At 32.4% G+C, this 12787-nt stretch carries 11 protein-coding genes, 1 tRNA gene and 3 pseudogenes; 6 read left to right on the top strand and 9 right to left on the bottom strand.

What is annotated here, in order from left to right; all coding sequences use genetic code 11:
* Positions 1 to 858 (top strand): annotated as a pseudogene (locus OUY_RS01295) (IS256 family transposase); the annotation flags it as partial.
* Between the two features lie 42 nt (positions 859 to 900).
* Here the strand turns inward: OUY_RS01295 and OUY_RS01290 are convergent.
* Positions 901 to 1602 (bottom strand): hypothetical protein, encoded by a 702-nt coding sequence (locus OUY_RS01290; protein ID WP_139686484.1) that lies wholly within the window; start codon positions 1600 to 1602, stop codon positions 901 to 903.
* A 161-nt stretch (positions 1603 to 1763) separates the two neighbouring features.
* On the opposite strand from OUY_RS01290, the gene ubiH reads away from it, so the two are divergent.
* Complete coding sequence (gene ubiH / locus OUY_RS01285) at positions 1764 to 2921, top strand: 2-octaprenyl-6-methoxyphenyl hydroxylase (protein ID WP_139686483.1); 1158 nt, start codon at positions 1764 to 1766, stop codon at positions 2919 to 2921.
* A 231-nt stretch (positions 2922 to 3152) separates the two neighbouring features.
* Here ubiH and OUY_RS01280 read toward each other — a convergent pair whose 3' ends face one another.
* Complete coding sequence (locus OUY_RS01280; protein ID WP_139686482.1) at positions 3153 to 4091, bottom strand: gamma-glutamyl-gamma-aminobutyrate hydrolase family protein; 939 nt, start codon at positions 4089 to 4091, stop codon at positions 3153 to 3155.
* 60 nt (positions 4092 to 4151) lie between these two features.
* Positions 4152 to 4224: transfer RNA gene (locus OUY_RS01275), tRNA-Phe, on the bottom strand.
* A gap of 74 nt (positions 4225 to 4298) precedes the next feature.
* On the opposite strand from OUY_RS01275, the gene coaD reads away from it, so the two are divergent.
* Complete coding sequence (gene coaD, locus OUY_RS01270; protein WP_007302835.1) at positions 4299 to 4805, top strand: pantetheine-phosphate adenylyltransferase; 507 nt, start codon at positions 4299 to 4301, stop codon at positions 4803 to 4805.
* A 71-nt stretch (positions 4806 to 4876) separates the two neighbouring features.
* Positions 4877 to 5086, top strand: coding sequence for a zinc-finger domain-containing protein (locus OUY_RS01265; protein ID WP_007302836.1), 210 nt, complete (start codon positions 4877 to 4879; stop codon positions 5084 to 5086).
* A gap of 14 nt (positions 5087 to 5100) precedes the next feature.
* Here the strand turns inward: OUY_RS01265 and OUY_RS01260 are convergent, their stop codons facing one another.
* From OUY_RS01260 to OUY_RS01250, 3 genes are all read right to left on the bottom strand, one after another.
* Positions 5101 to 5727, bottom strand: coding sequence for a phosphatidate cytidylyltransferase (locus OUY_RS01260; protein ID WP_007302837.1), 627 nt, complete (start codon positions 5725 to 5727; stop codon positions 5101 to 5103).
* Positions 5717 to 6412 (bottom strand): polyprenyl diphosphate synthase, encoded by a 696-nt coding sequence (uppS, locus tag OUY_RS01255; protein ID WP_007302838.1) that lies wholly within the window; start codon positions 6410 to 6412, stop codon positions 5717 to 5719. Before uppS ends, OUY_RS01260 begins: the two co-directional genes overlap by 11 nt.
* Before the next feature lie 235 nt (positions 6413 to 6647).
* Entirely contained in the window at positions 6648 to 8351 is a 1704-nt protein-coding gene (locus OUY_RS01250) for a hypothetical protein (RefSeq protein ID WP_246038569.1), read from the bottom strand.
* Positions 8352 to 8502: 151 nt separating this feature from the next.
* On the opposite strand from OUY_RS01250, the gene odhB reads away from it, so the two are divergent.
* On the top strand, positions 8503 to 9675 hold the full coding sequence (gene odhB / locus OUY_RS01245) for a 2-oxoglutarate dehydrogenase complex dihydrolipoyllysine-residue succinyltransferase (protein WP_139686481.1): 1173 nt from the start codon (positions 8503 to 8505) through the stop codon (positions 9673 to 9675).
* 93 nt (positions 9676 to 9768) lie between these two features.
* Here odhB and OUY_RS06845 read toward each other — a convergent pair.
* The 3 genes and pseudogenes from OUY_RS06845 to OUY_RS05905 all read right to left on the bottom strand — a co-directional run bounded on the left by OUY_RS06845 (position 9769) and on the right by OUY_RS05905 (position 12087).
* Positions 9769 to 10676: pseudogene (locus tag OUY_RS06845) on the bottom strand (IS5 family transposase).
* Between the two features lie 74 nt (positions 10677 to 10750).
* Positions 10751 to 11488, bottom strand: coding sequence for an ankyrin repeat domain-containing protein (locus tag OUY_RS01220; protein ID WP_246038566.1), 738 nt, complete (start codon positions 11486 to 11488; stop codon positions 10751 to 10753).
* 455 nt (positions 11489 to 11943) lie between these two features.
* Entirely contained in the window at positions 11944 to 12087 is a 144-nt protein-coding gene (locus OUY_RS05905; protein WP_167481343.1) for a hypothetical protein, read from the bottom strand.
* Between the two features lie 202 nt (positions 12088 to 12289).
* Between OUY_RS05905 and OUY_RS01215 the strand changes: the two are divergent.
* A pseudogene (locus OUY_RS01215) lies at positions 12290 to 12787 on the top strand (helix-turn-helix domain-containing protein); the annotation flags it as partial.

Here is a 12787-nt window from a genome sequence, read left to right as displayed (position 1 = left end):
ACAAGTAGTCAGAAAAAGGCAAACAACCGAACTTGAAGCAAAGGTTTTAAGTACATATGCCAGTGGCATGGGATATAGCATCGCATGTAGAAGAAATATAAAATATCTGCAGCAGAGATATCAAGTATTACTGACAAATTGTTACCGGTAATCAACGAATGGCGCAGTCGTCCGCTGCAATCTGTATATCCAATAGTGTTCATGGTTTTTTAAGGTCAAGGAGGACGGGCATTGTGTAAGCAAATGTATGTATAACATATTAGCAAAATGGCAGAAAAGAAGTTTTGGGTTTTTATTTGGCTGAAAGTGAAGTTCTGGTTGGGAGTACTAAATGACCTAAAGGAGAGAGGAGTAGATGATATTCTGATAGCTTGTGTTAAAAAGCTTTCCTACAGCTATAAATAGCGTATTTCCTAAAGCAGAAATGTATAGTAATCAGATAAGAAATTCACTGAAATATGTATCGAGCAAAAGTTTTCATGAATGATTTGAAAAAAACATATCAAGTAGAGAAATAGCCGAAAATTATTTGCTTGAGCTAGAGGAAAAATGTGGAGAAAAATATACTTTAGTTTTGGGAGAATAATTGGGAAAATTTGTCTAGTTATTTAAAATATTCTGGCCCTGTAAGAAAGTTAATTTATACCACAAATCCTATTGAGGGACTACATAGACAGATCAGAAAATTTACTAAAACCAAGGGCTCATTTACTAGCACAAATGCCTTGTATAAACAGGTATATTGTGCTATAAAGAAGGCAGGAGAGAAATGGACTATGCCTATACATGATTGGGCTTTAACTATCTCTCAACTTGATATCTTTTTTCCTAGGTAGGTTAAAAATCGAGTTGAACTAAAAATGCGATTTGACACAGTTTATTTAACACTCCCTATTTTCTCTAAAAAATACTATCTTCAACTTGAATATGTTGAAAAATATTTTGCGTATTATCCAAAAAGTCATCCTTTATAGCAGCTAGCTCGGATTGTTTTTGAGATAGATTATCTTCTATTGTTCTATTGAAACAATCAAGATCATTGCACTTTAGTTGAGAGCGCATGTCTCCATTTTCATATAAACCTCGTATAACGTCATAATATGCTCGAGTTTCATCAGTTTCTGATTCTGGTTTTTGCTTTTGTTTTAATATTGCCTTTAATTTCGAATCTATGTCTAATTCTTTTTTTATAGCTTCAGTAGCATTTTTATAATACTCTTCATGATACTTTTCATGATACTGTTTATAATCCTCAAGACTCTTTAATATTTTGCCTTTTAACTCTTCTTGCGAATCTTTGCTTTTTAACGTTTCTTGCAAATTTTTGTCTTTTAACAACTCGTTAGCGTTAGATTTTTCAATTTTTGACTTCCACTCATCATATGTATATTTTTGTTTCCCACCATATTTTGTACCATAACACTCGCTTCCTGCATTAAATATTTCTTCGTTACAGATTTTATCACCCCGATAAAAGTAATCGCTTATATTGATTTTATTATTGCCAGTTATGATTTGTTCAATTGCTTTTTTGTTGTTTACAATTTCTTCTCTGTACCTAGAAGTGCAATTTGATAATTCTTCTTTGCAATCTGTAGTCATAAGCTGTTTCCTTTAATAAAATTAAACCTATTTTAGCATAAAATAATTAATACTTTATTACTAATCTGAGGTATACTAAGGTAGTGATAAGAAGTCCAGCATCTACGAAGTTTGTTTAAACTATTTTCAAAACGAATAAAATGTAATTTTAGGTAAATAAAATGAATTACGATGTAATCATTTCAGGTGGTGGGCTAATTGGTCTTATTACTGCTATTGGCCTGAGTAATGACTCTGTATCTGTAGCCGTAATTGAGAAAAATAGTTTACCACGTGCAGTTGATGATAATCGAGCATTTGCCATTTCTCAAGGGTCAAAAAAAATACTAGAAAAATTAGGGATTTGGCAGTTCTTAGAAGATGAAGCTGAACCAATACTTGATATATGCATATTAGATGGAGATAGCCCATTTACTGTGCATTATGACCATAAAATGGTTGGTGAAGAGCCAATGGGTTATGTAATCAAGAGCGCTATTATATGGAATGCAATTAATAATAATTTTTTGCATAAACTCAATATGTATTCTCCACGTTTCTATAAAACAATCGCTTGTGACGAAGGATACGTGGAAGTTACTCTTGATAATGATCAAAAATTGATATCATCGCTATTTATCTGCGCTGAAGGTAAAAACTCTAAGCTGCCAGAGTTGTTTTCTATAACAATAATAAAATTTGATTATAAACAAAATAGCATGGTATTTAATGTAAAACATGAACTACATCACCAAAACTTAGCTGTAGAGCGGTTTTTTCCTGGTGGTCCATTTGCAATTTTGCCAATGAAAGGTGGCTATACTTCTTCAATAGTTTGGACAGACAAATGCGAAATTTCAAAAATGCTGATGAGCTTATCTGAAGAGGAGTTTATCATAGAACTCAAAAAAAGATTTGGTTCTTATTTGGGAGAAATTGAATTAGAGGGTGAAAGAAAATCTTACCCTTTGAGTTTTACTTTTGCGAGAAAGCTTCATAAAAGCAGAATTTTGCTTATTGGCGATGCAGCACATTCAATCCATCCAGTTGCAGGTCAAGGACTTAACCTTGGAATGAGAGATGTAGAGAGTGTTATTAGACAAATAACTGCTGCAAAATCCTCTGGCATTGATGTTGGCAGTAATTATCTATTGAAGAAAATTTCACGTGATAGATACTTTGATAATTTTACTATGGCACTTGCAACTGATGGACTAAATAGAATATTTTCCAACAGAATACTTTGCGTTAAAGTTCTGAGCAATCTTGGTTTAATGGTAGTTGAAAATTCAGATTTTCTTAAAAAAAGCTTCGTTCGACATGCTATGGGGTTTATATAAATCATTAGATTTCTTTCATCATAATCAGGTGTCATTAGAGTAGTTGACACTGGAGCCCAAATTCCATAATGTCATGCCAGTGCCCAGACACTGGCATCCAGAAAAATTTATAAGCAAACTTGAGCTTATGCTAAATTTGATGAAATGAAAAACTGAATTCCAGCGTCACGCACTGGAATGACAAGAAAAAGGGTACTGGCATGACATTAAATGATTTTCCTTATTTTAGCATTAAACGCGATGAAGAAAATCATTTATAATCGCCATAGCAACTAGTGTTGAAACCTGACGTACCTTTTGGCTTGACAAACGAGAGTTTTTATCTGATTTGACAACAAGGGCTTCTAGATGACTTTGAAAGTAAATATTACCATGCTTATCTTCGATAGCTTCTATTACCCCATCATTGGCAAATGCTGCAATTTTATATCCAAGTAGCTCTAGCCTTCTTCTATTCTCTGTAGTATTACTTACTGTACCTGAATGAGCATTCGGAAAATAAGTTGAAAACCAGCCATTTTGATTAGGTAGTAAAAATCTAGCTACCACTTTTTCCAAACGACTACCTGGAACAATTTTTATCTGCTGAAGAGATATATTCTCTTTTTGTGGATAGGATGATGATTTTAAATGATTCTTCTCATCATTAACAACATTTGTTATTTCAATTTCTTTTGCATGCATAATGTCTTGTAAACCACCGCATATGGCAAGCAAATGAATTGTAGGATTGTCATCTACTATTTTTACAATTGCTTCATTCACAAGCTGGCGGTAAGGGTTAAGAGCTGAATGAAAGTTATCTGAAATAAATATTCTGTTTATCTTTTGCTCTTTGATAAATTTTGCAACTTCAACTTTTATTCGATCTAGTATCAGCTTTTTTGCCAATATTTCATCTTGTTTTGCGAACTCTTCTTGGATTTCTTTTAGATTAATTATTTTGTCGTAGTCAATGAATATAGTTTTAACCCCAAAATTATTGAATATCTCATAGATATTTTGAGATTCATCTGTTTGCAATAAACCAACAATTATATTATAATTTACTGCATTTTCCACTGTCAAAGCAGATAATTCTTTGTTTACTTTTTCACTATAAGCGATATTACTTAATAGTATAAATGTAATTAATAGTATATTAAATATTCTATTGTAACATTTATACATTATTTCCTAAATAATTATATTAATATTATAATATATTATAGAACATTAAGAAAAAGAATGTGGCCTGAGCAGGAATCGAACCAGCGACACAAGGATTTTCAGTCCTTTGCTCTACCAACTGAGCTATCAGGCCAACTACGTACTTTCATTTTTAGATAAAAAACGTTATCATGTCCATCAAAAGTTTTTGAAGTATAGAAACAAAGAATGAACATTAGTAACAAAATAGGAATTTATCCTGGTACATTTGACCCCATAACTTTTGGGCACCTTGACATAATAAAAAGAGCATGTAAGCTAGTCGATAAGTTGATAATTGGTGTTGCAGAGAATGTTAATAAACATACTAATTTTGACATAAGACTGCGCACAAGCATGGCTAAAAATGAAGTGAAAGGAGCAGGAATTGATGCAGATATTATATCCTTTAATGGGTTGCTAGTGAAGTTTGCCAAAGAGCAAAATGCTTCTGTTATTATTAGAGGACTGAGAGCAGTATCGGATTTTGATTACGAGTTTCAAATGAGTTGGGTAAATTATAAGCTCTTTCCTGAAATCGAAACTATATTTCTTCCTGCATCTGAGGATACTCAATTTATCTCATCAAGTTTTGTAAAGGAAATAGCGAGATTAGGAGGAGATGTTAGCAACTTTGTGTCAAAAAGTGTCCAAAGTGAATTGATTAATCTAAATAGGGTAGAAAATGGAGAATAAGTATTTGTTGTCTTTTTTATTTCCAAACGAGTATGTTAGATGTGTAAAATATTGTAAGCTAAAGGAGAGACATGTTAAAAGTGAGGGATAATAATGTAATAGTTTGCTGCCGTGGTGATGAGAATGATGATGGTTCTGGTCATCCAATAGTATACTTACACAAAGAAGGAGAAATGTATTGTCCTTATTGTAATAAGTCAATGGATGAAATAGTGAGTGCCGAAGAATTTCAATCTGTTGAGGTGAAAGTAATAAGCAAGAAGGAAAGAACCAAAGGTTAATAGTACTTCATTTTTTAGCTTATGTAAATAGCAATGAGAGGGGCAGTAAAAATGAAACTATCCATACGGTCGAGTACTCCTCCATGGCCTGGTATAATACCTCCACTATCTTTAACATTGTAAACTCTTTTGATGAGTGACTCAGTGAAATCTCCAAGTTGGGCTAGAATAGCAACTATCAAACCAATTATTGGAGAATAAAAAATTGGAAATAAACTCAAAAATATTGAGCCAAAAATTGTACACACTATTCCAGCTAAGACTGCACCAAAAAGTCCTAACCAAGTTTTCCCAGGGCTAATGATTGGACAAATTCTAGTTTTACCAAAATTTTTGCCGAAAAAATAGGCAGCAATATCAATGCTCCAAATAGTTAATATAAGCCATACTAATGCATATTTTCCCTGTGGTAGATTATATAGGCATATTAGCGAGGCATTTGGTAGTGCGATTAATAGTAATGCGAAAATGTATAAGATTCTATTGCCCTGAGTTAGATTATACCATTCAAAAGAAGATAAAACTGCAATTGAAAAAATTAGTAGATAAAATGATAAATCACTGAAATATGTAGCAAAAGAAAATATGAGTAATATTACTATTGAGGACAATATTCTAACCATAAAGTTATTATCTACCATATTTTTTTTCTCTTTTTGTATAATCTTCTAGTGCTTTGGTCAAATCTTGACAAGAAAAATCGGGCCACAAAGTATCACAAAAATACAATTCAGCATAAGCTGCTTGCCATAATAAAAAATTGCTTAACCTTTTTTCGCCACCAGTGCGAATTAATAAATCCAATTTTGGCAAATCTTTAGTATACAGAAATTTTTCAAATTCCTCTTCCAATACGCAATCAATATTTCCTTTTATGACGTTGTTGATAGCATGTATAATTTCCTGCTTTGCCCCATAACTAACTGCAACAGTGAGTAATAGACCATCGTTCTTATGTGTCACTTCTTCTGCTTTTTTGATTTGATCGAATATTTTACTGGGCAATAGACTTAAATTGCCAATAAAATTTAACTTAATGTTACAATTGTAAATGAATTTCATTTTATCTTCATTAGTTAAAGTGTAGTAAAATAAATTAAATAGGTAGTCTGTTTCGTTTTCAGATCTGAGCCAATTTTCCATGGAAAATGCATACAAAGTTAAGTAAGGTATGGCCAGGACTGTGCAATGCTTAGCAATATCAAATGCAACCTCACTGCCTTTTCTATAGCCATCAATTTTTACCCTTCCTTGATTGTTTGCCCACCTACCATTACCATCCATAATAATTGCTAGATGTTTTGGCAGAGATTCTAGATTCAACATTTGAATTCAACCTGTTCTAATTAGCTTAATGTCTATATCTCTGTATGAAACGTTCACTATATCCACCTAAAACTATATTATTACTGAAAAATCATTGATAGTCTATATTACAAAAATTTTCTCAACCTCGGTGTCAGCTGCCAGTGATTTTACCAAGAAAATATAGTAAAAATAGTCTGATATAGATGGTTTTACGATATAGTAAAATTATTATAAATAAATGAATTTGGTGTTATTAGAAATACCTAGCTCTTTTATGTGGATTGATATTCTCAATAACCCGCTCTAAAGATAAATTATATAATTTTGACACAGGTTCTTTGCATTCAATATATCTTTCAAATGTAAGGAATGGTACAAGTGAATTTATATTTATGTCCTGCTCTTGAGGAAGATCTTTACCGCCTAAGAAAATCCCTGGGAAAGGATATTGAGTATATATTCTCAGCTCTTGGGGAACATATTTAATTATATCTTCGTAAATACGTTCCTTGTTGTTCAAATAATCGATATTAATATCTGTAATTTTACCAGCTTTACGCAGGAGTATAGCAAGCCTCAAAGTCGACTTTACGCTAGGTTTAAAATTTTTAAATATATTGACAAATACCTTACCAGTAACATTATCTGTTATTGCTTTTAGCTCTTTAGTGGTAACAGAATTGATGCCCTTAACAACATCTTGATCTTCTAGTACTTTTATAATATCTTGAGAACTAAACTTATTAAATATGAGTTCTAATTTCTCAGGAGCAATTGAATTGATGCAATCGACAATTTTTTGATCTTTTAGTGTTTTTATAATATTTTCAAAACTAAAATTCCCATTATTAAATATGAGTTCTAATTTCTTAAGAGCAATCGAATCGATGCAATCAACAATTTTCTGATTTTCTAGTAATTCTATTGTATCTACACAGTTAAGCTTATCACTATAAAATATGAGTCGAAATTTTTCAATGTTAAAAGAAATGATATTCTCAACAACCTCCTGATTTTTTAGTAGTATTATAATATCGCTAAGAAGAAACTTATCATTACAAAGTATGAATTGAAGTTTTTCATAATCAATAAAATTGATGTGCTTAACAAGCTCTTGATTTTCTAGCAACCTTATAACCTTGTGACTGCTACTAGCATACTTGCTACTATTAAACTTATCACTATTATGAATGAGTTCAAATTTTTCATAATCAATAAAATAGAGGTATTCAACAACTCTTTGATTTCCTAATAACTCTATAATATTTTCACCACTAAACTTATCACTCTTGAGTATAAGTTGAAGCTTTTGATCATCAAGAGAGTTAATTCGATCAATAGAACTCGAATCTTTTAGTAATTCTGTAACATTTTGCTCACTAAGCTTACCATCACTCTCAACTATCATCCATTGAATAAAACGGATATTCCTAATAGCATTTTGATTTTCTAGTGGTATTCCCACATCTGCATCGTTGCAAAACTGAACATCATCAACATGTTTTTCATTAATTCCTTTATTTCCTAGTGCTTCTTTAGCGAAGTTATTCGGATCATTTTTTTCATCTTCCTCGTAATCATAATATCCATAATCTTCTTCATTCTCCTCACTATCACTACTTTCGAATTCATTGTTGATATTGCAAACCTTCCCACCTTTTAGTATTTCTAGAATATTGTGCTCCGCAGGTGCATCATTTAGCATGGACCTAAACATTTCATCATCATAATCGTTGATGTGATTAACAATGCTCTCATCTAATAGTACTTCTTCAATACCTTTATGACTAAACTTATTATGATACTTGCATAAGATTTTAAGCTTACTGTAATCCATTGAATTGATGCCATCAACAACTCTTTGATTTGATAGTAATTCTCTGTTATAAGTCTTACATATCAGTTGAAGTTTTTCGTTATATAAGTCTTCTGCATTGCCTGCCTTATCAAAATCCATAATCTTATTTCAATTTACTTAGTATTTTAATTTTGCATGTATTAGGAGGAAATAATCAAGCATTATGATAAAAGGCCTAATGAATTTATTAGTTTATTTATGTTTCTTTTCATGTATAAATTTATAGAAAGTTTTATGTAGAAGTTATTTTATGAGCAAAATTATAGAAATCAGAGCGCCAAAAACTCTTGGTGGTGAATCGGTTACGGAAGGTATAGTAAAAATAAAGAAAAATATCGGCGAAGCAGTAAAAGTAGATGACTTGATCTTTGAAATTGAAACTGATAAAACGGCGCTAGAACTAACTGCAGAAGCTTCAGGACGAATAACTGAATTTTTTGTGAAAGAAGATGATGTAATTAGCCCTGATCAATTACTGGCAAAACTTGCTGTAGGAGAAGTAAAAGAAGAAGTGAAAAAAGAAGATAAAGGCGAAAGCGCTGATAAAAAAGATGCCCCTTCAGCTCGTAAAATTATGGAAGAAAATGCAATTAGTGCAGAAAATGTAAAAGGAACTGGCATGGGAGGCAGAATAACTAAAGCGGATGTGATAGACCATATGAGTAAAGCTGAACAACCTCCGGTAAAACAATATGAATCGCCAAAAAGTGTAGTAAGTGGAGAGAGAAGAGAAGAGCGAGTGAAAATGAGCAAAATAAGGCAAGTAATAGCTGCTCGTTTGAAAGCATCGCAAAATACTGCTGCAATACTGACCACGTTCAATGAAATTGACATGAAAAACGTCATGGATCTGAGGGCAAAGTATAAAGAAACTTTTGAAAAGAAATATGGAATAAAACTGGGTTTCATGTCGTTTTTTATAAAGGCAGCAGTGCAAGCACTAAAAGAAATTCGTGAGATTAACGCTGAGATTTCAGGTGATGAAATTGTATATAAAAATTACTATGACATAGGTGTTGCTGTTGGCACTGACAAAGGTCTTGTTGTACCAGTTATTCGTGATGCTGATCAAATGTCATTTGCTGAAATTGAACTAACTTTAGTTGCCCTTGGCAAAAAAGCACGAGAAGGTAAGCTGCAAGTATCGGAAATGGAAGGTGCAACATTTACTATCTCAAACGGTGGCGTATACGGTTCACTTCTTTCTACTCCGATAATAAACCCTCCGCAATCTGGAATACTTGGAATGCATACTATACAAAACAGGCCAGTTGCTGTGAGTAACTCAATTGAAATCAGACCTATGATGTACATTGCCCTCTCTTACGATCACAGAATAGTTGATGGCAAAGGAGCAGTTACTTTCCTTGTGAAAATCAAAAATTACATAGAAGATCCAAATAGATTGGTTTTGGAAATTTAAGCAGGTTAAAAGCGACAAGTAAGTTTTTCTGAAGTTTTCAAGATGGGTGGCTTTGTTGAATGGCAAGGAATGAGGAGGAGTAATGAAAGGAATTTACGAGGCAAATTTGAAAATAGGCATACCTATATCAGTAAAGTTATTAATCAAATAGCATTTTAAAAGCACCTCTTGAGAGCGATTTACCTCAGATTTATTCTTAAAACTAAATCCAAATGTTTTTTTGAGCCTCAGGAAAAAACTCTCGATACGTGAACGTATTTCATACCTTGTCTTCTTTTTCCAGTGGGTTAAATTGTAAGTTTTCCTTATACTAATGTTGTTGTTTCTTTCTGATAGATAATCTATATTGCTGCAGATTTTTTCTTGGCTTTATGATGGGTTTCAAATTGTATTGATTGCACAACTTATATAAATTATCTGTATCATAAGCTCCATCTGCACGCAGAGACTTAATCTTATAGATATCACCCATTTCCTTTAGTATTTTAGATGCTATCATGTGAAAGAAAATTAGTATATCGAATTGCTATTGCCTTTTTGCTGTTTTCGTCCAAAGCAACATGTAGCTTTCTTATTTGATCTGTACCATTATACTTCCTTATCTTGGCGTTATCTTTGTTATGTTGAGTACTGTTACTATAAATATGGATTACAGTACTATCTATAGCAATTTCAATATTCTCTATGTCATTTTTATCTGTTCTGTGGTCACATAATTTCAAATTAAGTTTGACGAGAAGCTTGTGAATACTTGGAGATTCTTCACTATACTTTGTAAATATCCTTTTATAAATCCAACTGCTTGCCTTAAGCCTATTCTAAATAGATTAACAACTATATGTACTGCAATAACAACCTTATCGCTATAAATCTCCAGGAATTTTTTCTGAACTTTCGTACCAGTTTTCTATAGCTTCATCGATAAAATGAAAGACATTTCCTCTTTTTTCTAAAAATTGATTATACTCTTTATGACTACTGACTTTCATCTTCTGTGGCATATACTCTACAAAATGTTCATTTCTTAATAGAGTAACCACTTTCTTTAGATTTTCTCCCTTTTTTTCTCCCATCTCTACTCGCTATGCAACAAAGCCAGCTCTGCTCTATTATAACTACTACCAATGCTGAATATTGCTTCTTGAAGAACTTTAATTCCAATAAGAGAAAAGGCCTTTATTTTTATGTCTTCTGTTCCTTCTGTTCCACTTTTTCCTATATCCATTATTTTATTAGCAAACTCAGCCCATTTACCTTGCTTTCCTCTTTGATTTTCTAGTCTCTCATAGTACTCTGATAAAGAGCGTTCATAAATAAAAACAAAATCTTCAACAAACTTTCTTAGCTTTTCATGCACTTCCTTCTCCTGTGCAGAAAGTCTTTCTACTTGATCAGAAGATTTTTTTAAATGTTCTTCTAGAGTCCTAATAATCTCTCCCTTATTTTGTTGCTTAGCAATATCTAGTGGAGTTTTACCTTGATTATTTTTAATATTTGGGTCTATACCAGACACATTCAAAAGAAGTTCAACAATGTCTTGATGATTTTTGCTTACAGCAACATGTAGTGGTGTATTACCACCATCATTGAGATCAATATCATTAATATTTTGTACTTGAGTAAGTAACCCTTCAATTTCACTAATCTTATTTAGCTGAGGATTATCCGTTCTATGCTCACGTATCGCCAGAAACAATTTAGCAATGTTAGTATCATCAGGATTATATTGACGTCTTATTCTATTTTTAAACTGAAAAGATTTTTCTTCCCTATCTGAACTAGTTGCTTGTGGGTTAGTCTTTATATCTTGCATAAAATCCCTCTCTATTTTATATAAAAACCTAAATTTTGTTATATGCTAATCAATACAATTGGCAATGCAAGTAGTTTTTATGTGTCTTTTAATATTTTATCTTCAGGCTATTTTATTTAAGTTTTTGACTAAAGAGTTATATATCTCTTTGGCCTAGCAATACATTCTACTAAAAATTTAGATAAAATAACCATTTCCAGAACTCAAAACCAGCTAGTGAGTTATCTAAGTGGAGAAAGTCACCTCTCCCCACTCGACTTCAAAACCGGACTTCCCATCATCCGGCTTCTCTCTAATTTGGTATACATACTTCCATGTAATTGATCGTGGCAGTGCTTATGAAGCAAGGATAGATTTTTCATGTTATTATTGCAATCTTGATGATGTACATGTGTTAAACCTAAACCAAAGATAACAATAATTACATTTACCTTGCTGTAACTTCAGTAATTTTATTACTCGTGATCTGGTAATTTACTTAAACGATTTCCCCAATATGGCCAATCTCCATCATACGGAGATCTATTTCCATTTACTTTGATATGTCGTTTAATAGCATGATCCCTATGTCTAATAAGATATAACTTGTTATTTACCATATATCTCCAATTGTCGTTACCATACTTTTTAAAGTATTTTCTTTTAACCCAACACCTTCTTTTGTCATGGTGTCTATAGACAGCCCATTTCCAAAGTTTGTTATGCATAGAGTAGTCTAATAAATTGTAATAGTCTAGACTTGATCTGACAAGCAAACAAAGTAAGATAAAAATATAGACAAGTTTTAAAGGAGTGTCAGATATGAATACAACACAAGAAAAAATACTAAAACCAAAGTTGGGATTGCTAGAACTTGCAAAGCAATTAGGAAATGTATCACAGGCGTGTAAAGTAATGGGATATTCAAGGGATACATTTACCGCTTCAAAGAACTGTATGAAACAGGAGGAGAAGAGGCTTTACACGAGATAAGCAAAAGCAAGCCATTGTATGCAAATAGAGTGTCGGAGGATATAGAAAAAGCAGTAGTTGAAATAGCAATAGAGTTTCCAGCATACGGACAAGAAAGAGCAGCAAACGAACTGAAAAAGAGAGGAATTCTCATCTCTGCAAGTGGAATAAGATCAGTGTGGCAAAGAAACGATCTTGAAAATTTTAAAAAGAGGTTAAAGGCATTAGAAGCAAAAGTAGCTCAGGATGGTATCATTTTAACAGAAGAACAGATAACAGCTCTAGAAAAGGCTAAGGAAGAAAAAGAGGCCCATGGAGAAATTGAAACAGAGCATCCAGGATACTTAG

This window comes from Wolbachia endosymbiont of Leptopilina clavipes, from assembly GCF_006334525.1.
GTDB lineage: Bacteria > Pseudomonadota > Alphaproteobacteria > Rickettsiales > Anaplasmataceae > Wolbachia.
Note: the sequence above shows the minus strand (reverse complement) of the source record. Positions and strands in the feature narration are given on the sequence as shown.

Excerpts from the sequence above, each read along its gene's own strand:
- OUY_RS01290 (WP_139686484.1), bottom strand. The coding sequence starts at position 1,602 with ATGACTACAGATTGCAAAGAAGAATTATCAAATTGCACTTCTAGGTAC.
- ubiH (WP_139686483.1), top strand. The coding sequence starts at position 1,764 with ATGAATTACGATGTAATCATTTCAGGTGGTGGGCTAATTGGTCTTATT.
- OUY_RS01280 (WP_139686482.1), bottom strand. The coding sequence starts at position 4,091 with ATGTATAAATGTTACAATAGAATATTTAATATACTATTAATTACATTT.
- coaD (WP_007302835.1), top strand. The coding sequence starts at position 4,299 with ATGAACATTAGTAACAAAATAGGAATTTATCCTGGTACATTTGACCCC.
- OUY_RS01265 (WP_007302836.1), top strand. The coding sequence starts at position 4,877 with ATGTTAAAAGTGAGGGATAATAATGTAATAGTTTGCTGCCGTGGTGAT.
- OUY_RS01260 (WP_007302837.1), bottom strand. The coding sequence starts at position 5,727 with ATGGTAGATAATAACTTTATGGTTAGAATATTGTCCTCAATAGTAATA.
- uppS (WP_007302838.1), bottom strand. The coding sequence starts at position 6,412 with ATGTTGAATCTAGAATCTCTGCCAAAACATCTAGCAATTATTATGGAT.
- OUY_RS01250 (WP_246038569.1), bottom strand. The coding sequence starts at position 8,351 with ATGGATTTTGATAAGGCAGGCAATGCAGAAGACTTATATAACGAAAAA.
- odhB (WP_139686481.1), top strand. The coding sequence starts at position 8,503 with ATGAGCAAAATTATAGAAATCAGAGCGCCAAAAACTCTTGGTGGTGAA.
- OUY_RS01220 (WP_246038566.1), bottom strand. The coding sequence starts at position 11,488 with ATGCAAGATATAAAGACTAACCCACAAGCAACTAGTTCAGATAGGGAA.
- OUY_RS05905 (WP_167481343.1), bottom strand. The coding sequence starts at position 12,087 with ATGGTAAATAACAAGTTATATCTTATTAGACATAGGGATCATGCTATT.